Genomic DNA, 22,619 nt, shown 5'->3' on the forward strand with positions numbered 1-22,619 from the left:
GCCTATTGGGCGGCCAGCGTGTTCAGTTGGCGTAGCAGCACATCGCGGGTGGTGCTGGTAGTTCCGTCGGCGAACCGGATGCTGTAAGGTGTGCCTGACGAAGACTGCGTAGCCAGTTCTGTAACGAACCCTTCCGCTGTTTTAATTTTGGACGCGTGCTTTTTCCATTTTGAAGAAAGGTGCTCGGCGGCCTTTTCAGGTGCGAATTCGCTGTTGTCGCGTATAAAGGTGGCGCCTTGCAGGGTGCGGATGTATTCGATCAGCTTCTGGACTTTCTGATCTTCTGACATCGTTTCGGGTGAGTTGCTGTGATCGTAAGAAGCTTGTGCGGCAGCGGGTCGTGCTGCACTTTGAAATAAGAGAATGGCCACCGCCACGAATAGTATTCTGAACATGGTTTTTGTACTCGTTTTATTTTAAAAAAATCTGATCTGATCAGTAATTTTGCAAACTGATAAGGCACTTAATTTCAAGTCTTAACGTTAGGTTCAGAAGCAAAAGCATACCTGAATCTGCCGCTGTAACGGCTATACGTATTTTATGAAGAAAATTTTCTCCCTTTTTGCGACGGCCCTGTTGCTTTGCCAGCAGGCCTATGCCCAGCAGAACATCGAAACCAGACTAGGCTACAGTTACAACGATAAATTTGAATTTTCGGACGAGTGGCAGTACCTCTCCACCGACATATACCTCTACAACGGCGGGCAGTTTAACCGTGTGCTCAACGAGCTGGAGTCTGGGGTGAAGAAGAAAAGCAAGAAGAATTACGCCTATGAACTGGAGTATCTGTTCATCACGGCGCAGCTCAAAAACCTGAAGCTCTTCGGCAACGACCAGATCGTATACCCGCTCTTCAACTTCCACATCAACACCGACAAGAAGGAATACCACACCCAGGTAAGTGACCATCTGGAAGTAGTGCGCATTATCGACAAAATGCCGCTGACTTCTGCCCAGAACAGCATCGACGCGGCCATCAATGCCAAGGCAGTCACCAATCAGGACGGCGATCAGGTGTTCAACCTGGTGGCCAGCCAACTGGTAAGTCTTTCGAACCTGACCAACCCATCGGTGGCGGTGATGTCATTGGTAGGGGAGTTTGGCAACCTGCTTAATTCGCGCGCCAAAAAGAAAGAGTACAAATTTAGCTCCACTATCCGCCTGTACGAAGGACAGGATTTTGACACACGTCTGCATTCGGTAAAGGTATACGTATTCGTGCCGGGCAGTGTGAAAACCGTTACGTTAAAGCCAGCCAAACTTGCAGACTACCTCAGCAAAAACTCGAGCAAACTCGATCGAAAGCAAATAGAAGACGCCATCGGGTACAAGGAGTACCCTTATATTGTGGTGGCCAACTACAAGTCGCTCTACAAAGTGGATGTGCTGACCGGCGATGAAGTGACCATGGACCTGATCGAAAAGCGCAAACAGAAGATCCAGACGGCCTACGACACCAAGCTGATGAACGACGAGACCTATCGCCAGGAAAAGCTGTACGTGGAGTTCCTTCGCATCTTCGCCGAAATGAAGCAGAACCTGAACGCCTACCGGCTCAACTACCGCAACAACTCTCCGGAGATCAACGCCAAGAACCTGTTTGGCATCATGCAGGAGTACAAGCGCATGAAAACCGCCTTCGAGGCGCGCGAAAAGGAGTTTGAGAAGAACAGCACGTACAAGAACATTTTCCGCTCGGAATACGAGTCGATACTGGCCAATGCCGACCTATACCTGGACGCTGACCACAACCTGAAAAATGCCAAGGTGCTGGTGAACACGCTGCAGGAACTGGAGAACAATCCGAAAGCATGGGACACACCGGCCAAACGCGAAGCCGCGCTGGCCAAGCTATCGTCGGTGGAGTTGCCGCGCGCCGATTACCTATCCGCCTCAGTAGAAGGGGAGGCCATCGTGCGCCTGACCAAAAGGCTGGAAGACATGCAGTATAAGGAGGTGTTTGAAAAGGATGTGAATAAACTGGCTGAAACACAGGCTTCTGACGAAACTCTGTCTGTGCGCAATGCCCTGCAGGACAAAGCCAACACGAGCAACTGCCTGAGCTGCCGTGACAAGGTGCGCGATGCGGTGAACGAGTACAACAAACGCCACGAAAGCTCCCGGCTGAAAGAGGAGACCAAAGAAATGGGCAAACTGCAGAGTTCCGCCGAACAGCAGGTGCTGCGCCACCTGCGCTGGCAGCTGTGCTTCGACAATAACCTGCAGGCCGTGGCCGTAGCGAGTTCCGATAATGGCATGGACCAGTACTACGCGAAGCTGGGTGAGAGAAGCACTGCCTTTGCCGCTACAATCAAGGAACTGGACACGCTCGCCAAGAACGCACCCGAGAACCCCCGCCTGCAACAGGTGCAGGTCTATAACAAGCAGCTGACGAACCTGATGAAGGAAGTGGAGCAGCACTATACCACACTCTGCGAGCTGGATAAAAAGCTCTGCGAGTGTCAGTAAACAGCTAATAACATTCCTACGATTTTACGCGTTGGGAGTGTATGGCTGACTTTCTGGATGCGCTGCTAGGTATAGACTCCGACTCGCTCACGTGGTGGCAAATGTCTGTCCGGGCGGTGGTGGTGTTTATTGTCGCCCTGATCATCATGCGGATCGGCAACAAGCGCATCTTCGGCAAACAAACCGCTTTCGATATCGTGCTGGGGATCATCTACGGTTCAGTCCTTAGCCGCGCTATTACCGGCAATTCTCCCTTCTGGCCAACGCTTGCCGCCGCGCTCGTACTGGTTCTACTTCACCGCTTTCTGGCTTTTCTGGCTTATAATACCGAGGGTTTTATAGGGCCTTTTATCAAGGGAAACCCTGTTTGTCTGATCAGGGACGGGAAACTGCAGGAGGACAAACTTAAAAAGCACAACCTGACCGAGAATGACCTACAGGAAGCCCTGCGAAATGGCGGTGTATCCTCCATCAAGGAGGTTGCATCGGCTTACCTGGAGCGGAGCGGTGATATCAGTATTGTGAAGCGAGATACCTAAAAGCGAAAGCCTTTCCAAAACTGGAAAGGCTTTCGCTTTTAGATGCTATCAGACCAGTGCTTAGGCCATCTGTGCGTCCAGCTTGCCAGCCAGTACGTTTTTAGGCACAGCGCCTACCTGCTTATCCACTACCTGTCCGTTTTTGAAAACGAGCAGCGTCGGGATGCTGCGGATACCGAACTTGGCAGAAGTCTGTGGGTTGGCGTCTACGTCCACTTTGCCGATCACGGCTTTGCCTTCGTACTCGCCAGCCAGCTCTTCCACGATCGGGCCTACCATGCGGCACGGACCGCACCACTCTGCCCAAAAGTCTACCAATACTGGTTTATCTGAATTGATGATCTCATCAAAATTAGCGTCAGTGATTTCTAATGCTTTGTTAGCCATAACTTTAACGTTTTGTTGGTTAAATTCTGTGTTTTAAATATAGTAACATTTTATAGCTTGTCAAATTTAAGCCCAAACTTGGTTTATATGACAAGCTGTCCTGTTCCCGGGCAACTCCCGCTGCAAATTTAGAACTTATACATACGTTTTTCACAAGCTGCGGGTATATTTATTTGTATAAACAAATGTTGGGGGATTAAGTTTCAAAAGGGGGAATGGAGGGGACATAGTGACAGGGTAGGATTGATGTTAATCTGGAAACTCAATTGGTAGTAAGCCGGGCAAGTTAGCATAGTTTGCTGCGGAGCTATACCTGTAGTGTTCTGGTTCATCAACCCACTCTGCCCGTACGGGGTTTTGGTGGATGTACTCCAGCTTTTGATCTAGGAATGTGTTGCTGTGAATCTCCTTTGCTTCGTTACCGTCCTGCCAAAGCTTGTAATGGCGCACCTTGGGATTAGGCTTGGCTGAAAACTCAAAACGGTGCAACATCCATTGTCGGCGGCTTTCTGGCTCTTCCTGAATAGCGGTTACTATCTTCCTGCTGGTATAGCCTTTAAAATCCCGAAGGATATCAGAAAGGTTTTTACCTTCATCAGCCGCTGCAATTATGTGTAAATGATTACTCATCAGGCACCAGGCATACAGTTTAAGGCCCTTATTTTCCTGACAAAATTTTAAAGTGTCTACTATGATATGTTTGTAAGTAGGACGGGTAAAAACATCAACCCAATCCACAACAGTCATCGTCAGGTAATACAATCCATCAGGTACAATTCTGTTTTTGAGTCCCATGCAGAAGGTATACCTTATTTCTGTATATGCTGTTTCGAGCAAATATGCTGTTTCGGACATCCGTGTCCGAAACCCCTCTGTTGCGGACGTCCGCGTGTGTCGGGGACATGGATGTCCCCATCAGAAAGCATTCGGACACGGATGTCCGAATGAGCAAAAGAAAACCCCCTACAGTTTACTTTCGGATTGAAAAATCCGAAAGAGCGATCAAAACAAAAAAGGTATGCTGCGCGAGCAGCATACCTTTCCTATACCTAAAAGACAGAAGAGCTTCATCTCCCCATCCTTCAAATCTTCAAATCAATTACAGCAGCTTACACTCACCCAACCCCAAGTCCTTGATCTGACCTAGAAACACCTTCGGATCGACACGGTATTTACGGGAGTAAGTCGGCAGTACCAGCTTTTCGTCCGGTACGTGCAGGGTAATTTCCAGTCGCTTTTGGCCCGGGCTGGTCGCGATGGCTTCTTCCAGGGCCTCGGCAATATTCGGGGTAAGCAATTGCAGGTTGACGTTCAACTGCACGCCCTGTGCCATTTTGTCCATCACGTCGCCCAGGAGCTGGATGTTGGTTGGCTTCAGTTCCCACTGGTCTTCGGTTTTATAGCGCAGCTGTACTTTGCCCCGGATGAACAGGTATAGCCCCTGTCGCAGATAGGGCTGGAACTTCATGTAGTCCTCCCCGAACAGGGCCATTTGCAGGGTGGTGTCGTAATCCTCGATGGAGAACAGCGCAAAGGGGTTGCCGTTCTTGGCCGTCCGGATCACCACTTCCGACACCATGCCGGCCACGTTGATGTCCTTGTTCTTATGGTTGGCAATATCAGCTAAGGCTGAGGTACAGTACGAGTCGATCTCCATTTTAAACTGGTCGAGCGGGTGGCCCGAGATGTAGAAACCTACCACATCTTTCTCGCGGCGCAGCATTTCGGCCTGTGTCCATACCTGTACTTCTGGTATCTTCGGTAACGGTGAAGCTACGGCGGCACTGCCCCCAAACAGCGACTGCTGCGCCGCCTGTTGTTCTGCCTGGTAGTTGTTACCATACCTAACAGCCTTCTCCAGCAAACTGATGTTCTCGCCTTCCGGCACTTCCATCAGCTGCGCGCGGTGATAGAGTCCCCACGAATCGAAAGCGCCGGCCAGGGCCATACTTTCGAAGGTTTTCTTGTTCACGGCACGCAGGTTAATGCGCTTGGAAAAGTCGAAGATGTCCTGGTATGGACCGTTCTTTTCTCTTTCTGAAATGATGGCATCCACGGCTGCTTCGCCGGTGCCTTTGATGGCGGCCAGACCGAAACGGATCTGCCCTTGTTCGTTCACGTTGAACTTCAGTAAAGACTCGTTCACGTCAGGACCAAGTACGGCGACGCCTTGCTTGCGCGCTTCCTCAATAAAGAACGTCACCTTTTTGATGTCGTTCATGTTGTTGGTCAGCACCGCCGCCATGTACTCGGCAGGGTAGTGGGCCTTGAGGTAGCCGGTCTGGTAAGCCACTACGGAGTAAGCGGCAGAGTGCGACCGGTTAAAGCCGTACTGGGCAAACTTCTCCATTACGTCGAACACCTCTGAAGCTTTCTTTGCCGGGATCTTGTGCATTTCATGCGCACCGGCAATAAACTTCTCACGCTCCTCGGCCATCTTTTTCATGTCCTTCTTACCCATGGCGCGGCGCAGCAAGTCGGCGCCACCCAGTGAGTAACCGGCCAGAATCTGGGCCGTCTGCATGATCTGCTCCTGGTACACCATAATCCCGTACGAGTAATTCAGGATCGGCTCGAGCAGCTCGTGCGGGTATTCCACTTCCTCTTTGCCGTGCTTGCGGTTAATGAAGTTCGGGATGAACTGCATCGGGCCCGGACGGTAAAGGGCGTTCATGGCGATCAGGTCTTCAATGTTGGTCGGCTGCAGGTCCTTGAGGTACATGCGCATCCCTTCCGACTCGAACTGGAACGTACCGATCGTGTCGCCGCGCTGGTATAGTTCGTAGGTCTTCTCGTCGTCTATCGGAATGTTGTCGATGTCGATCTCTACGCCATGGTTCTTCTTGATCAGCTCCATAGCGTCTTTGATGATGGTCAGGGTTTTCAGGCCCAGGAAGTCCATCTTCAGCATACCGGCACTCTCGATCACCTTGCCGTCGAACTGCGTCACGAGCAGGTCGGAGTCCTTGGAGGTCGAAACAGGTATGTAATTGGTGATGTCGTCCGGCGCGATGATCACACCGGCGGCGTGTATACCTGTGTTACGCACCGAGCCTTCCAGCTTTTCGGCCAGCTTCAGTACAGCAGCGCGCGCGTCTTCCCCTTCGCGGATGGCGGCCAGTTCCAGGTTCTCCATAAAGGCCTTGGCTAGTGTGGTGCCCGGTGTTTCCGGTACCATTTTGGCCAGTTCGTTGGCCTCGGCCAACGGCAGAGAGGTAGCACGGGCCACGTCTTTAATGGACGACTTGGCAGCCATTGTGCCAAAAGTGATGATCTGGGCTACCTGCGTTTTGCCGTATTTGTCCACCACATAGTCAATCACGCGCTGGCGGTTCACGTCGTCGAAGTCAATATCAATATCGGGCATGGACACACGCTCCGGATTCAGGAATCGCTCGAAGAGCAGGTTATACTTGATCGGGTCGATGTTGGTGATACCGACACAGTAGGCCACGGCCGAACCGGCGGCAGAACCACGGCCCGGCCCCACGAACACACCCATGTCGCGGCCACGGTTGATGAAGTCCTGCACGATCAAAAAGTAACCGGCAAAACCCATGGTCTTGATCACATGCAGCTCAAAGTCGAGGCGCTCGGTCACTTCCGGGGTTATTTCAGAATAGCGCTTGGCAGCCCCCTCGTAGGTGAGGTGGCGCAGGAAATCGTCGGCATCGGCGTGCTGCGGCGGAATCGGGAAGTTCGGTAGCAGGATATCGCGCTTCAGAACGGGCGGCGTGATTTTATCTACAATCTCGTTGGTGTTGTCAACCGCCTCAGGCACGTCACTGAACAGCTGGTTCATTTCGGCCTGCGTCTTGAAGTAGAACTGGTCGTTGGGGAAACCGAAGCGGGTTTTCGGGCCAGCCTCGTCAATGCGCTGCAGCATCTGGCGCACGCTCACATGGTTGCTGTACTTGCTGCGCACGTTCTCCACGGTATCGTAGATCACCTTCTGGTCATCGCTCAGGAAGCGGTAGTATTTTGTGGCAAAGTCGCCTACGGGCGTACTCTGGTCCTCGCCTGTGTTCACGCAGAGCAGAATGTCGTGCGCGTTCCAGTCCTCCTGGTCCACGTAGTGGGAGTCGTTGGTACAGATCACCTTCACATTATACTTCTTCGCCCACTTCAGCAGCACCTGGTTGATGTCCTCCTGGCTCTTGCCCGTGCCGTCGATGTTCATCAGGCCGTGGCGCTGAATCTCGATGTAGTAATCTTCACCGAACACATCAAGCCACCACTTAAATATCTCTTCGGCCTCTTCTTCGCTTTTCCACAGAATAGCCTGTGGTACCTCGGCACCGATGCAGCAACTGGTCGCGATCAGGCCTTTGCTATACCTGAGCAGCAGCTCCTTGTCAATGCGCGGCCACTTGCTGTATACCCCCTCGATGTAGGAAAGCGAGCAAAGCTTGGCCAGATTCTGGTAGCCCTCCTGATCTTTGGCGAGCAGCAGCTGGTGGTGACGGACGTCCTTCTGTTCCTTGGTGAAGGTCTTCAGGTGACGGTCAGTAACCAGGTAAAACTCGCAGCCCACGATCGGCTTCACGTTATACTTGTTGGCCTCGTTCACGAAGTTGAAGGCGGCGAACATATTGCCGTGGTCGGTCATGGCAACGGCGGGCATGCCATCGGCCTGCGCCTTTTTCATGAGCGCGCTGATGCTGGCCTGACCGTCGAGCAGGGAGTACTGGGTATGGGTGTGTAAGTGCGAAAAAACTGGCAAGACTATCTAGAATTAGTAATGACGAATGATGAATTTCTAATGACACGCAGGTATAGCGTTCCTATACCTAGAGCCTTTTTCGGGATGTTAAAATTACGCAAAATCGGGCGGCCGCCCAAACCAAAAACAGCCCTGCAGCAAAACAAACATGTGGGCATATACATCCCCTACGCATGAAGTAATTTACTAACAGGCATTCCTGAATAAAGCGTATAATTATAACTCGAAAAGCGTCACTTGACGTAAGATAAAGCCTGTGCCCAAACAGGCATAAGAAAAAGAACAGCATGGCAGATACAGTCGATTCAGGGAAGATAGGAGGTATGTTCCGGGCTTTGCGCTCGCGCAACTACCGGATCTTTTTCATGGGGCAGGGGGTCTCGCTCATCGGCACCTGGATGCAACAGATCGCCATCAGCTGGCTCGTATACCGCCTCACAGACTCGGTGTTCCTGCTGGGCGCCGTGACGTTTGCCAACCAGATTCCTTCTTTTTTGCTCGGTCCCTTCGCCGGAGTGCTGGCCGATAAGTTCAACCGCCACCATGTGCTGCTGATCACGCAGTTTTTGTCGATGCTGCAGGCGGGTACGCTGGCTACGCTGGTACTGACGGGTACGGTGCAGGTATGGCATGTGATGACGCTGATGGTGGTGCTCGGCACGATCAACGCCTTCGATGTGGCCACCCGGCAGGCCTTCGTGGTGCAACTGGTCGACAAGCGAGAAGACATCAGCAACGCCATCGCGCTCAACTCCTCGATGTTCAACATGGCCCGACTCGTGGGACCTTCGATAGCGGGGATACTGATTGCCTGGGTAGGGGAGGGCGTCTGTATTCTGATCAACGCGGTGAGCTACCTGGCGGTGCTGGCTTCACTCCTCACGCTCCAGCTTACCCCTTTCGTGCGGGAAATTCGCCAGGAAAATGTATGGAACTCTCTAAAGCAGGGTTTTTCCTATGCTTTCGGTTTTCCGCCTATCCGTACCCTAATCATGATCGTGGGACTGATCAGCATGTTCGGCATGCCGTTCAGTGTGATGCTGCCGGTGTTCGCCCGCGACATCCTGCACGGCGGGGCCAACACGCTGGGCTACCTGATGGGAGCATCCGGGCTGGGGGCTTTGTCAGGGGCGCTGTTCCTGGCGCAGCGCAAGTCGGTGATCGGGCTTGGGAAGGTGATCATTTTCACCATGACGTTGTTCGGTACGGCGCTGATGGCCTTCTCTTTTTCCACCGTCTTGTGGTTGTCGTTGGCGCTGATGCTGTTCACCGGTTTTGGGATGATCGTGACGATGGCTTCCTGCAACACGCTCCTGCAAACGCTGGTAGACGAGGACAAGCGGGGCCGCGTGATGAGCCTCTACGCCACCGCCTTCATGGGGATGGCGCCGCTTGGCAGTATGCTGGCGAGCAGTATAGCAGAGCAGATCGGGGTGGCGTATACGTTGCTGGGTTGCGGATTCCTCTGTGCTGTCAGCGTCATTCCCTTTGCCCTGAACCTGAAACGCCTGCGTGTGATGGTGCAGCCCATCTACGAGCGTCTCGGCATCATCCCCGAGATTGCCAACGGCCTTCGAACTGCCACGAAACTGACCGCTCCTCCGGGGAAAAGATGAAGCGTATCACGACACACGTATCACGTAGCACGACATTTTCTGGACAAAAGTCAATAGACATTGTGACAAAAGATATTCGCTTACAGGTATAGCCGATAAAAAAACGCTCTTTCGGATTTGTAATATACCTGGCAAAGACGGTGGCTATTGGCAAACAAGCAGATTGCAAATCCGAAGCAGCAGCAGCAGGATAGATTTGATATAGTATACCTATATACCTTGATGCTGCTCCAGAGATTTCTATTAGACTGTAGCCTTTGTTCGGCACCCAGCGTCTGTGAGTATTGAGTTCACATAAAAAAAAGCGTCGGTTTAGGTGGCCGGCGCTTTTTTTATGTTCTTTTGTCCTTTGTCAAATAATCCTTTAACAGGTACTCTTCAGAGAGTCTTGCTACGTGATACGTGTGTCGTGATACAGCAAATTTACTTCTTCCGGATCACCAGCTTATCGCCGGGCTTCACGTTGAAGTCAGATTTGTTGTTCCACTCCATGATGTCTTTGATGGTGACGCCATACTTACGGGAGATCTGGTAGAGGCTCTCGCCAGATGCCACCGTGTGCTGGGTGCTGGAACCCGTGAAGGTTTCTGCAGGCGTTTCTTCCAGGTCCTCGTTTGTAACATCCTGATCGGCAGGGGCAGTCACGCGGAGCTCCTGTCCGATGGAGAGGGCGGTGCTACGCAGGTTGTTCCAGGCTTTCAGCTCGTTCACCGTCACGTTATACCTGCGCGAAAGCACGTAAAGCGATTCGCCGGCAGCTACGGTATGCACCTCAGTTTTCTCCGCTGCAACGGGCGCTTCTGCATTTGCCTCCACGTTATTAGCAGATTCTTCGGGCACTGTTTGCGGCTCCGCAATGATCAATTCCTGACCGATCTTAATCGGTGCGTCGCCGAGGTTGTTCCAGGTCGTGATGTCGTTCACGGTTACGGCATACAGCCTCGAGATGCCCCAGAGCGACTCGCCTTGCTTCACGATGTGACGGGCAGGTTTGGTTTTCGGGGCAGCATTTTCTTGAGCTACCGTGCTGGCTTGCGTAGTTTTAACTGACTCCTGTCTGGCAGGTTTTGGCTTTGCAGATTCAGCTTTGACAGGAGTAGTCTTCACCGTCACTTGCTCTGTGGCAGCAGTTTCTACTGTTTTCTCTGCTTCGAATACTTCCGTTGTTTCTTCCTCTTCGTTTCCGGAGAAACCCACAAACACGTCTTCGCTCAGACCCACGGCCCACTCGGCATTTTCCTCTTCTGTCCCTTCAGCCTGCATTTCCTGCGTTACGGTTTTTTGCTCCTCTATTTTCTGGGTTTTCTTGCCAGGGTATAGGGTGGCGTTTTTTGGCTTCTCCGTCGCAGCTGGTGTTGCCGTTTTTTGAGCTTCAACTGGTTCTGCGGCTTTTACCTCCTGCTCAGGCTGTTTCATCACAGGTGCAGGCGCCTTTTCATTTTTAGGGGTCACAGCCACCTTCACTGGTTCTTCTTCCTGGGCTATACCTTGTTCAGCTTCCTGGACAGGTATAGCGGCAACGGCTGTTTCCTCTTCCTGTCTTGAAGTGGCAGTAGTTTTCGTTTCTGGTTGTTCAGGTGCTGTTGGTTGGCCTTTGAGTTTGTTCCAGCTTCTCTTGAAGCGGGTCAGGAAATCGTCTTGCTGGGCAGCAGGCTCCGCAGTATTTGTCCTGGCCGAAGCTGTGGTAATTTGCGTCGCTTTCTCCTGTGCAGTAACGGTTTGCCTTTCAGCACCTGGGACTGACTTTAACTCACGCACTTCGATGGCCACCTTGGCCGGACGGCGCTTCTGCAGCCAGAGCACACGGCCTGGTACAGGCACCTCGGCGCGCTTCATGCGGTTTTTGAACTGCAGGTAGTCCATCCGGATGCCGTATTGCTGGGCTATCTCCTGCATGGTTTCGCCGTGCTGCACCACATGGTACTCTTTGTCGGCATTCAGGCGTTTTGCTTCCACGTAATAGGCTTCACCTTCTTCGAACTTGTCGAAGTCGCGCATGTCGTTGAAACGCAAAAGCTTGCGGGTGGTGATGCCGGCTTTCAGGGCCAATTTGTCTTTGGTGTCGCCTTTGCCGGCCACGATGGCGTTCAGGTTATTGCGCTTGATGATGCTGCCTGCCGCAGGTATAGCGCCCGTCTGGCGGACAGGTGCCGTGCGAACAGGCTCCGTAGAAGCCACGATACCTGGCTCGGTGGTATGGCGCACCGGAAGCATCACATAATAATCTTTGTCGGCAGGTATGGTGCCGCCCAAAAGCCACTTATTATATTTCTCTAGTTCAGACGGATCGGTTTGATAAGCCAATGCAATGTCGGCCAGGCTTTGGCCAGGGGTGGCACGCAGCTCGCGCAGTGAAACCACGGGCGGCGCACTCTTCCCGATGAAGCTGTCGTAGGCTACTTTGTGCGCCAGGAAAGTCAGCAGGTAGGGGTCTGACTTCTCGGTGATGTCCATTTTTTTGCTGCCTCTGTCTGACTCTTTGGTATACGCCTTGGCGCCTGAGTAGCCGTGGTAATACGACAGCAGCGTGTTGAACCAGTTGTTATAGTAGTTGTTGCTGCGCTTGAAATAGCGGGCAGCACCGCGACTGGCCTCCACAATATGCCGGCGCTCGTCCACCAGGTGGTCCATGCGCAGGTTAAAGTCCAGGGCCGCTTCTTTTTTGAACTGCCAGTACCCTACGGCATTGGAAGTAGACACGGCATCGCCGCGCAGACCGCTCTCCTGGAGGGCCAGGTACTTGAAGTCATCCGGAACGCCTTCTTCCTGAAACGTGCGCTCAATCAGCGGAAAGTAGGCGTCGGCCAGCTCCACTTTCATCTGGAAGAACTTGGGACTACGGTGCAGGGCATCCACTTTTTTCTGGATCTCTTCCTGCGCCCTGGGCGAAATGCGCAGGTGGATGTCACCGAAATACAAGTTGTGAGGCACAGTGACAGTTTGTGCCACAGCGAATAGTGGCAGAAGCAGGAGCAGTAAAAATGGTAATGGTGTCTTCATAAAGGTAAACGGGTAAAATAAGCGAAGCTATCCACAAAGTGGCTACAGTATATGTTGAAACAGCTGTTGATAACTCATTAAGGTATAGGTTGTTCTCTATATAGAGATACACTTGCAAAATTAACGCAAATTACCCCGCATTCTAAAGCTTAGAACGAAGTTATTTTAGAGAAATTTTTTGGTGTGGATAAGTAAAGGCAAGTGCCTGCAGACTATTGCACAAACCACTACAGGGTAGAAACTTCAGGTATACCTATACATGGGCACATTAGCTATACCTGGCAGCTATACCTATAGGGCATAAAAAAAGCGACATGCGGTCGCTTTTCTGTTATTTTTTGCGGGCCACCATCAGCCCATCGCGCACAGGCAGCAGAATGTTCTCTACCCGCGGGTCGTCCTGTACCATTTTGTTGAAGTCCAGGAGGGCGGCCGTGTCTTCGTCGAGCTTCTTGCGGTACTTGGCCAGCACCTTGCCGCTCCACAGCACATTGTCGGCAATGATGTAGCCACCCGAACGCACCCGGTCAATCACCAGGTTATAATAGTTGGTATAGTTATACTTGTCGGCATCGATGAACACCAGGTCAAAAGTCACGTCAATGGTTGGGATAATCTCCAGAGCATTGCCGATGTAGTACTTCACGCTCTCGCTCAGGCCCGCCTCTTTTATGTAGCCCCGCACCGTGTCTTCCAACTCTTCGTTGATGTCGATGGTGTGCAGTGTACCGTCCTCCTGCAGTCCCTCGGCCAGGCAAAGGGCCGAATAGCCGGTATAGGTGCCTACTTCCAGGATCTGCTTGGGGCGGATCATGTAGGAGAACATGGAGAGCAAACGCCCCTGCAGGTGACCCGACAGCATGCGCGGCCGCATCACGTTCAGGTGCGTCTGGCGGTTTATCTTGTGCAGCAGCTCCGACTCCGGTGAGGTATGCTCCTCTGCGTACTGCTGCAGTTCTTCGTCCAGGAATTCCATTTTATTGAATTGTTTAATGGTTGATGGTTAAATTGTTGGTTTCTCAGTTAAGTTAAAAAGGCAATGCGTTTCTTGCGAAAATCCCCTTTTTAACAATTTAACAATTCAACAATTTAACCCTTAACTAGGTACGTAATTCAGGAAACTAAGCTTCTCTTCGCGCAGTACGTCGTTGGCAATGTCGATCAGGTCCTGGGCGGTTGTGTTTTTAATCTGGTCGAAGATCTCGTTCAGGGTATCGATGTGGCCCTGGTCGAGGATGCTCTTGCCCATCATCATCATCAGGCCCATGTTGCTTTCCTCCGCCATGGCCAGCTGCCCCATCAGCTGCTCTTTGGCCGTGTGCAGTTGCAGGGAGCCCAGCTGCTTTTCACGCAGCTTCTTTAGCTCCTTCAGAACGAGCGAAGTGGTGCGCTTCAGCTGCTTCTTCTCCGTACCAAAGTAAATAGACAGCAAGCCTGTGTCGATGTAGGTGGCGTAGTTGGCGTCGATGGTGTACACCAGGCCGTGCTTTTCGCGGACAGCCAGGTTCAGGCGCGAGTTCATGCCCGGACCGCCCAGCAAATTCACCAGCATGAAGAAAGGTATACGGCGGTCGTCGTTTAGGGCGTAAGCCGGACAGCCGATGACGCAGTGCGCCTGTGAGATCGGTTTCTCGAACGTCACCGTTTTAGGAATGTATTTCTCAAAAGCGATACGCTGACGTGGTTTGCTAATGGTCGGAATATCGGCGAGGTACTTTTCTGCCAGTTTCACCACCTTCTCGAAAGGCAGGTTGCTCACTGAGCAAAACACGAGGGCCTCGGTGCTCAGGTTGTCTTTGATAAAGCGCTGAAAATCTTCTTTCTTGAATGCGGACACGCTCTCTTTGGTACCCAGGATGTTATTGCCAAGCGGATGGCTGTCGAATACCACGTTGTCAAACTCGTCCACGATCGCCTCTTCCGGCGTGTCCAGGTACATGGCCATTTCCTCGAGTATCACGCCGCGCTCTTTCTCAATTTCCTTTTCGGGGAAGATGGAGTGGAAGGTGATGTCGGTGAGGAGCTCAAACGACTTTTCGAAGTGCTTGTCGAGCACGGAGCTGTAGAAACAGAGCTTCTCTTTGGTGGTATAGGCGTTGAGTTCGCCGCCTACCGACTCCAGACTGTTCAGGATGTGGAAAGACTTTCGCTTGGCCGTGCCCTTAAAAGCCATGTGCTCCCAGAAGTGGGCCAGCCCCAGCTGGTCGGGCTGCTCATCGCGGCTGCCCAGGTCCAGAATAAAGCCACTGTGCGCAATTTTGGTGTGGAGTACTTGTTTGTGAACGATTCGAATACCGTTCGGCAATGTATGAATATGATAATCAAGCATTCAGTTCGAAATTAGCCTGCAAAGATAGGCAAAATTACCAAAACAGGCCGCTTGCCCGCCAAATGTTAGCGGTCGAGGCTGCGTCCACCCACGTTGATCACGAAGCCCAGCGAAAACACAGAATAGCCCGCCGTGAGCGCCTTGCGGTTGCGCAGACCGAAGTTAGTGCCGCTCGTGTACTGCAGCTGCACCGAAGGCGAGAGCGTCATGCGGGTATAGAAGATCGGCTCCAGGAAAATGTTGTCTTCTTTTGGTTGCTCTACAGAATTAAGCAGATGCTTGTTCATGTTGACGTAGCTCAGGCGCAGGGCGGTGCCGTAGTTGAGCGGAAACTCGTTGCCGAGCAGTCGCAGCGACTTTTTCTTTTTGGAGCTGAAATTCACCTGCGTGAAATATTTGCTGAAACCGGCCTCGCGACGGGTATAGGTCATCACGCCTTCTTTCTCTTCCTTCTCGGTGCGGTCGCTGCTGCCACCGCCAAAGCCGGCGTATACCTCGAGCACCCGGTTCTGGTTCGGGCCAAACGTGGTGAAATAGCCCGCGCCAGCCTCTATCAGGTTATGGCGGAAGTCCCGCTTCTTGCGCTCCTGGTTCAGCATCGAGCCGTTCAGCATCACTCCGATGTTGTCGGTAACGGCATAGGCCGTGTTGAACGTGATATTGCCTTTCGGTGTGATGTGCCCGCCGGCGCTCAGCTCGCCTTTCTCGGTGAACATAGGCACATTGGGCACATTGGGCATGTAGGTAGACACACAGCCTGTAGTCAGGAAGAGGAGGGCAGCAGCAAAGAGTTTAGTAGAATGTAATAGTGCTTTCATACGGGTAAGCATGGCTAAAAGAACTGCTAAACTAACTTTCCTGTCGCTAAGAAGAAAAATTTTTTTGCTCTTTTCCGTGAAAGAAAGCCCAGGCCTATACCTGCGGCCCCTGAGCTTTCAAGTTTAACGGCATTGGCGTAGCTTTGCGGCAGCTTATACCTGATGAAAAAGATCCTGATCATACAGACCGCCTTTCTGGGCGATGTGGTGCTGGCAACGGGGCTGGTCGAGAAACTGCACGCCCATTATCCGGAGGCGCAGCTCGACTTTCTGCTCCGCAAAGGCAACGAGTCGCTGCTGAAGGGGCACCCGCTGCTGCGGCAGGTACTGATCTGGAATAAACAGGAAGGCAAGTACAAAAGCCTGCTGCGTTTGCTCCGGCAGATCCGGCACGAGCGCTACGATCTGGTCGTGAACCTGCAGCGCTTCGGTGCCACCGGTATACTCACCGCCCTTTCCGGCGCCGGGGAGACGGTCGGCTTCGACAAGAATCCTTTCTCCCGCTTCTTCACCCGCCGCTATACCCACAGCGTGGACTCCGGCACGCATGAGGTGGAGCGCAACCACCTGCTCATCGCCAGCCTCACCGACATGCAAGCGGCCAAGCCCAGGCTATACCCATCTCCGGAAGACTTCAATAAAGTGCAGCCATTGAAACAGGAGCCCTTTATCTGCATGGCGCCCACCTCAGTGTGGTTCACGAAGCAATACCCGGCCGAACAGTGGGTGGATTTGCTCAACCAGCTAGGCGACAGGTATACCGTTTACCTGCTGGGGGCACCGGCTGATAAAGCACACTGTGAGGAGATCATCAGCAAAACCAAAAGCAATCGGGTAGAAAACCTGTGCGGACAGCTCAACCTGCTGCAGTCGGCGGCCCTTATGCGCGATGCCGTGCTCAACTATGTGAACGACTCCGGCCCCATGCACCTGGCCTCTGCCCTGGACGCGCCCACCTGTGCCATCTTCTGCTCCACGGTGCCGCGCTTTGGCTTCGGACCGTTGGCAGACTTTTCGGCCGTTGTCGAGAAAAATGAGCCACTTTACTGCCGTCCCTGCGGCTTGCACGGGTACAAATCGTGCCCGGAAGGACATTTTAAATGTGCAAAAGATATTGCCACGGCGCAGTTGCTGGATGTGCTCGCTACCCGCACAGTTTAAGTTAGTTAGGGTAGTGTAGGCAGCGCGGCAGAGAAAGGAATAAGCTAAGTTCGGCGCACCTGTTATATTAGGTTTTTTCTATAAAGGTGTTTGGACTAATGATAAAAGTACTACCTTTGCAGTGCAAGTTCGGTCAGGCCTAAGAATCTGACAGACCACTGCACCTAGCTACTATACCTACAAAACTATGAAATACCAGCCCATCGACAGGGAGCTGTTCTGCTATAACAGGCGCAATTTTGTGCGGCAGCTCAAGCCTTCCTCTCTTGCTGTTTTTCATTCCAATGATGTGATGCCAACCAATGCGGATGGCACCATGGCGTTCCGTCAAAACAGCGACCTCTTCTATCTTACGGGAGTAGACCAGGAGGAAAGCATCCTATTGCTTTTCCCGGACGCGCGCGACGAGCGCATGAAGGAAGTGCTGTTTGTGCGTGAGTCGAACGAGCACATCATGGTATGGGAAGGGTATAAGCTTACCAAAGAACAGGCCCGCGAAACGTCAGGTATAGCCTCTGTGCTATGGCTGAAAGACTTTAAGCAGGTTTTCAACAGCCTGATGGCCGAAGCCGAGCACGTATACCTGAACACCAACGAGCACTTGCGTGCCGTGGTGGAGGTAGAGACTCGCGACGCCCGCTTCATCAAATGGTGCCAGGAGGTATACCCGCTGCACCGCTACGAGCGCAGCGCGCCCATCATGCACCACCTGCGTGCCATCAAATCCGAAAAAGAAATAGAGCTTCTCCGCAAAGCGTGCGATATCACGGAGCTGGGCTTCCGTAGACTACTGCAGTTTATCAAGCCCGGGGTGATGGAGTACGAAGTGGAGGCAGAGCTCTATCACGAATTCATACGCAACCGCTCACGCGGCCCGGCCTACAGCCCAATCATCGCATCGGGCGAGAATGCCTGCATCCTGCACTATACCGACAATAGCCGGGAGTGTAAGGATGGCGACCTGCTACTGCTCGACGTGGGGGCGGAATACGCCAACTACGCCGCTGATATGACGCGCACCGTGCCGGTGAACGGCAAGTATACCAAGCGCCAGCGCGAGGTATACGAGGCGGTGCTGCGTGTGATGAAGGCCGCCACCCAGATGCTGGTGCCCGGCAATTCGCTTGACCAGTACCATAAGTTTGTGGGAACTGTGATGGAGAACGAACTGATCGGGCTCGGCCTGCTGAGCGCGGGCGATGTGCGCAACCAGGACCCTTCCAATCCGCTATACAGGAAATATTTCATGCACGGCACCTCGCACCATCTGGGGCTCGACGTGCACGATGTGGGCAGCAAGTACCGCTCTTTTGAGGAAGGCATGGTATTCACCTGCGAGCCGGGTATCTATATTAGAGAAGAAGGTATAGGCGTGCGCCTGGAGAATGATATTCTGGTTACCAGAAGCGGACCGGTGGACTTGATGAAGAATATTCCGCTGGAGGCGGATGATATTGAAAGGCTGATGCAAAAGCGCTAAGCGCGTGCATAGCAGGGGTTTACATATAACTACTTGCAGCCTTTTTTATTGTATTTACGTTAAAAAACAGATGCTTTGCATTTATTGATGTTGAGCACACAACTTACGACCCGTAAAAGGGGTTGAAATACAGGGATGCGCGGCTGCGGATAACAGGTGAAGCAGTGCAAGCAGCGCATCGGAGTAGATTTAGATTTAAGCTGTTAAGACCGTTTTTTTAGACATTAACAAAATGCTTTTGCTTATGGATAAAACCTACAACAATGCAACGACTACCCGCCTGACGTATCGAAATATACGTTCCGTCTGTTTTTTTATAGAAATATAAAAAAACTTACCTGAAAATATGTACGTATTGTCATATCAAAATATACTTTCTAAAATTATGCGAAAAACTCTAACGAAACTATTTACAACTGCACTCGCGCTTGTATTCCTGCTGTCTGCCAACACAGCTGTGCTTGCGCAGAACGCTGACCAAAGGACGAACCTCCAGATCTACGGAAGTGCGCTCCAATATAAAGGTGATTTAGGCCACAACTGGTGGAAGGACAAAATGGGCTGGGGAGGCGGCGTGTCGCTGAACCAATACCTGAGCCCGTCTTTAGACGCTGGTCTGCACCTGAGCTATGGTAACACCGAATTCAGCAGATTCGGATCTTCCATGGACACCAAACTCGGCATGGCAATGCTCGGCCTGAGACTGAAAATGTATGGCAACATCCTGAAAGAAGATGCTTTCATCGGTCCATACCTGACAGTTGGCGGTGGTGCTCACTTTGTAAGACCAGAAGGTGTTTCGCCAACGGGTGCTTATGACGAAAACTTCGTGGCAGGTGCAGCTTTTGGTGGAGCCGGTATCCGTTTCAGATTCTCTGACGCGGTGAGCCTGTTCATCGAGACAAGAGCGCACTTCACTAGCAACGACAAATACGACAACATCGAGTCGAACATCAACGACCGCTTCCTGCAGCACAACATCGGCCTTGGCTTTAACCTTGGCAAAGGCAAAGACACAGACGCTGACGGTGTGCCGGATAGAAGAGACAAGTGCCCAGACACTCCAACTGGCGTACAGGTTGACAAAGACGGTTGCCCAATTGACACAGACGGTGACGGTGTTCCGGATTATCAGGACGAATGCCCAACTGAGGCTGGCGTAGCGAACCTGGGTGGTTGCCCTGACCGCGACGGTGACGGTGTAGCTGACAAAGATGACCAGTGCCCAGACGAGCCAGGTACTGCTGCCACACAAGGTTGCCCAGACAGCGACGGTGACGGTGTTCCGGATAAAGACGACAAGTGCCCTGACACGCCATCTGGTGTTCAAGTAGGTGCCGATGGTTGCCCAGTTGACTCTGACGGTGATGGTGTTCCGGATAACGAAGACCTTTGCCCTAACTCAGCAGGTACTGCCGAAACAAAAGGTTGCCCTGAGCTGGATGCCCGCACGAAGAAACTGATCGAAGAGAAAGTTAAATTTGAATTCGACCAGGCTCGCGTACAGGACGGTTACCGTCAGCTGCTTGACAGCATTGTGGTAGCTCTGGAGAAATACCCTGACCACGTACTGTTGATCAAAGGTCACGCTGACCACATTGGTTCTGAAGAGTACAACCAGGCACTTTCTGAGCAAAGAGCCCAGGCTGTGAAGGACTATCTGATCCAGCGCGGTGTGCAGAACCCAGACCGTTTGGTGACAAGAGGTTACGGTGAAACTCAGCCACTTGTACAGGTAAACACAAGACTCTCTAAAGCCAGAACTGCTGCTGCCCGTGCTCAGAACCGACGTGTCGGTTTCGAGATGAACACGCCAGACATGCAACTGAATCTGGAGTAACATCAGTAACCATTAAGGTTAAAACACAAAAAGGCCCCGCAGAGCAATCTGCGGGGCCTTTTTGTGTTAATGCGGGTTTGTGCACTCAGACTTCGCCGTGTCTCTCAGATCTGCGAGTGTCTGGGTGGCTACGGAGGTATAGCTTGTCTGAATCTTTATATAGGGCCCCTACCCCAAGGATTTTCAGGATTCAAGGATTTGCAGGATTCTCGTGAACGATTATACCCACCCCTGCCCCTCCCGAGAGGGGATTTTTGTCATTGCCTAATCAAAGGTATAGCTTCGTGGTTAAAGCAGTTCCTTTGAAGTACCGGGTCCAACCACCCCTACCCCTCCTTATCCAAGGAGGGGAGTCTGTAGTTGCCAACTTACAGGTATAAGCTTCGTTGTTACTGTCACACACCACTGGCAGGTATAGCAAGAGTAACTTGCCACGCTGGCATTGAAACAAACAGCATCAGCCAAGTGCATAAACGACGATTTTGTGTTTGAGCGGTCAGCGAGTTTAAAAGCGTCTTGATTTTTTTGCTTACTTTTTTCATCAAGGAAAAAAGTAAGGCCCGCCCGGCCAGGGCAAGCTATAGAACAAAACAGGTTGCTATACCTGCAACAGCACTTGCCACAAAGCAAAGCAGGCTATACCAAGTCCAGAGGCACCATCATACCAGACACGAGCGATGACGCTCACGCCATTAAGCTATACCTATACAGCTTTCCTCAAAAATGATAAAGTGAGTTTTACTGCTTCGAAGCCAGCAGGTATAGCACCGCCATACGGATGGCCACACCGTTCTCTACTTGGTTGAGGATAATGGAATGATGGGAATCAGCAGCATCGGAGCTTAGCTCCACACCGCGGTTGATCGGGCCAGGGTGCATGAGCACGATCTCCTTATCAAGGCTGTCGAGCATCTTCTTGTCAATGCCGTAATAAAGCGTGTACTCGCGTAGGGATGGGAAATACTTCATTTGCTGGCGCTCCAGTTGTATGCGCAGCACATTTGCTACATCGCACCAGGCGAGCGCTTTGCGGACATCAAATTCCACTTTTACGCCCAACTCTCTGATATACTTGGGCAGGAGGGTCACAGGACCGCACACCATCACTTCGGCACCGAGCTTTTGCAGCGCGAAGATGTTGGATAGCGCCACGCGGGAATGCAGAATGTCGCCAATGATCACCACTTTCTTACCTGCTACTTCACCCAGTTTCTCCCGGATGGAAAAAGAGTCGAGGAGGGCCTGGGTGGGGTGCTCGTGGGTGCCATCGCCGGCGTTTACGATGTTAGCGTTTATGTGGCGGCTTAGGAAGTGGGGTGCACCCGGGCTGGAGTGGCGCATCACGATCATGTCCACCTTCATGGCCAGGATGTTGTTTACTGTGTCAAGCAGTGTTTCGCCTTTCTTCACGGAGCTGCCGCTGGACGAGAAGTTGATCACATCAGCGGAAAGTCTTTTTTCAGCCAGTTCGAAGGAAAGACGGGTGCGGGTAGAGTTTTCGAAAAAGACGTTGGCAATGGTGATGTCACGCAGCGAGGGCACTTTCTTGATGGGCCGGTTCAGAACATCTTTAAAGTTATCAGCGGTCTCGAAAATGAGTTGGATGTCTTCTGCTGTAATGTCTTTGATGCCGAGTAGATGCCGGACGCTGAGCTCTTGCATGGATGCTTTATTCTTCGTTTTTGGTCACTAACCAGATATTGTCTTCTTGTGTTTCGGACCCTTGCCACTCCACCAGCACCCGCTGCGATTGCAGGGAGTTAACGCGCCGGCCCACATAGGTTGGCTCGATGGGCAGGTGGCGGCTGTAGAGGCGGTCGATGAGCACCAGTAGCTCCACATTGGCCGGGCGCCCGAAAGAGATCATGGCATCCATGGCGGCCCTTACCGAGCGACCGGTATAGAGCACGTCATCCGCCAGGATCACCTTTTTGCCTTCGATCAGGAAGTCGATGTGCGTGGCGTTGGCGGCCAGCGGTGTTTCCCTTCTCCTGAAATCGTCGCGGTGAAAAGTGGTGTCGAGGTAGCCGGTTGGTACGGTGGTGCCCAGGATGGCCTTCAGAGTGCTTTGGATGCGTTGTGCCACCTGTCGTCCGCGCGGCTGCAGACCGATGATCACAGAATCAGAGAAATCGCCGTGGTTCTCGATGAGTTGGTGGCAAAGGCGCATCACCATAATCTCGAGCAACTGGTGGTTAACGATGAGTCTTTTCTGCATGGCCTGGGGGTCTTGGTTGCAAATATAGGATGTTCGGTT

General features: G+C 52.3%; 16 protein-coding genes. 6 read left to right on the forward strand and 10 right to left on the reverse strand.

What is annotated here, in order from left to right; genetic code table 11:
- Window positions 1–2: 2 nt before the first annotated feature.
- Window positions 3–395: a DUF5329 family protein gene (locus IEV97_RS12155; RefSeq protein ID WP_229733921.1), complete on the reverse strand. Its 393-nt coding sequence runs from the start codon at window positions 393–395 to the stop codon at window positions 3–5.
- Between the two features lie 145 nt (window positions 396–540).
- Here IEV97_RS12155 and IEV97_RS12160 point away from each other — a divergent pair, with 145 nt between their 5' ends.
- Together IEV97_RS12160 and IEV97_RS12165 are read left to right on the forward strand one after the other, a co-directional pair.
- A complete protein-coding gene (locus tag IEV97_RS12160; RefSeq protein WP_188501747.1) occupies window positions 541–2,469 on the forward strand; it encodes a hypothetical protein in 1,929 nt (642 codons plus the stop codon).
- Window positions 2,470–2,510: 41 nt separating this feature from the next.
- Entirely contained in the window at window positions 2,511–3,008 is a 498-nt protein-coding gene (locus IEV97_RS12165) for a DUF421 domain-containing protein (RefSeq protein ID WP_229733922.1), read from the forward strand.
- A 60-nt stretch (window positions 3,009–3,068) separates the two neighbouring features.
- Here IEV97_RS12165 and trxA read toward each other — a convergent pair whose 3' ends face one another.
- The 3 genes from trxA to dnaE form a co-directional block, all read right to left on the reverse strand.
- Window positions 3,069–3,395, reverse strand: a complete 327-nt coding sequence (trxA, locus tag IEV97_RS12170) for a thioredoxin (RefSeq protein ID WP_076669473.1) — start codon at window positions 3,393–3,395, stop codon at window positions 3,069–3,071.
- 249 nt (window positions 3,396–3,644) lie between these two features.
- Entirely contained in the window at window positions 3,645–4,190 is a 546-nt protein-coding gene (locus IEV97_RS12175) for an REP-associated tyrosine transposase (RefSeq protein WP_188501748.1), read from the reverse strand.
- A gap of 304 nt (window positions 4,191–4,494) precedes the next feature.
- Complete coding sequence (gene dnaE, locus IEV97_RS12180; protein ID WP_188501749.1) at window positions 4,495–8,118, reverse strand: DNA polymerase III subunit alpha; 3,624 nt, start codon at window positions 8,116–8,118, stop codon at window positions 4,495–4,497.
- 287 nt (window positions 8,119–8,405) lie between these two features.
- On the opposite strand from dnaE, the gene IEV97_RS12185 reads away from it, so the two are divergent.
- Window positions 8,406–9,734, forward strand: a complete 1,329-nt coding sequence (locus IEV97_RS12185) for an MFS transporter (RefSeq protein ID WP_188501750.1) — start codon at window positions 8,406–8,408, stop codon at window positions 9,732–9,734.
- A gap of 423 nt (window positions 9,735–10,157) precedes the next feature.
- On the opposite strand, the gene IEV97_RS12190 is transcribed toward IEV97_RS12185, so the two are convergent.
- From IEV97_RS12190 to IEV97_RS12205, 4 genes are all read right to left on the reverse strand, one after another.
- The gene (locus IEV97_RS12190) at window positions 10,158–12,734 is read right to left on the reverse strand and encodes a LysM peptidoglycan-binding domain-containing protein (protein ID WP_188501751.1); all 2,577 of its coding nucleotides are present in this window, start codon (window positions 12,732–12,734) and stop codon (window positions 10,158–10,160) included.
- A 331-nt stretch (window positions 12,735–13,065) separates the two neighbouring features.
- On the reverse strand, window positions 13,066–13,710 hold the full coding sequence (locus IEV97_RS12195) for an O-methyltransferase (RefSeq protein ID WP_188501752.1): 645 nt from the start codon (window positions 13,708–13,710) through the stop codon (window positions 13,066–13,068).
- A 120-nt stretch (window positions 13,711–13,830) separates the two neighbouring features.
- A complete protein-coding gene (locus IEV97_RS12200; RefSeq protein WP_188501753.1) occupies window positions 13,831–15,063 on the reverse strand; it encodes a M16 family metallopeptidase in 1,233 nt (410 codons plus the stop codon).
- A 65-nt stretch (window positions 15,064–15,128) separates the two neighbouring features.
- Window positions 15,129–15,881 (reverse strand): hypothetical protein, encoded by a 753-nt coding sequence (locus IEV97_RS12205; RefSeq protein ID WP_188501754.1) that lies wholly within the window; start codon window positions 15,879–15,881, stop codon window positions 15,129–15,131.
- Window positions 15,882–16,043: 162 nt separating this feature from the next.
- On the opposite strand from IEV97_RS12205, the gene IEV97_RS12210 reads away from it, so the two are divergent.
- The 3 genes from IEV97_RS12210 to IEV97_RS12220 all read left to right on the forward strand — a co-directional run bounded on the left by IEV97_RS12210 (window position 16,044) and on the right by IEV97_RS12220 (window position 20,362).
- Window positions 16,044–17,042, forward strand: a complete 999-nt coding sequence (locus tag IEV97_RS12210) for a glycosyltransferase family 9 protein (RefSeq protein WP_188501755.1) — start codon at window positions 16,044–16,046, stop codon at window positions 17,040–17,042.
- A 187-nt stretch (window positions 17,043–17,229) separates the two neighbouring features.
- Entirely contained in the window at window positions 17,230–18,522 is a 1,293-nt protein-coding gene (locus IEV97_RS12215; protein ID WP_188501756.1) for an aminopeptidase P N-terminal domain-containing protein, read from the forward strand.
- 385 nt (window positions 18,523–18,907) lie between these two features.
- The gene (locus IEV97_RS12220; protein ID WP_188501757.1) at window positions 18,908–20,362 is read left to right on the forward strand and encodes an OmpA family protein; all 1,455 of its coding nucleotides are present in this window, start codon (window positions 18,908–18,910) and stop codon (window positions 20,360–20,362) included.
- Window positions 20,363–21,100: 738 nt separating this feature from the next.
- Here the strand turns inward: IEV97_RS12220 and IEV97_RS12225 are convergent.
- Both IEV97_RS12225 and pyrR read right to left on the reverse strand, forming a co-directional pair.
- The gene (locus IEV97_RS12225) at window positions 21,101–22,024 is read right to left on the reverse strand and encodes an aspartate carbamoyltransferase catalytic subunit (protein WP_188501758.1); all 924 of its coding nucleotides are present in this window, start codon (window positions 22,022–22,024) and stop codon (window positions 21,101–21,103) included.
- A gap of 7 nt (window positions 22,025–22,031) precedes the next feature.
- Entirely contained in the window at window positions 22,032–22,580 is a 549-nt protein-coding gene (pyrR, locus tag IEV97_RS12230) for a bifunctional pyr operon transcriptional regulator/uracil phosphoribosyltransferase PyrR (RefSeq protein ID WP_188501759.1), read from the reverse strand.
- Window positions 22,581–22,619 lie beyond the last annotated feature (39 nt).

Origin of the sequence: Pontibacter amylolyticus (assembly GCF_014638845.1) — a bacterium.
In the GTDB taxonomy this organism is placed as follows: domain Bacteria; phylum Bacteroidota; class Bacteroidia; order Cytophagales; family Hymenobacteraceae; genus Pontibacter; species Pontibacter amylolyticus.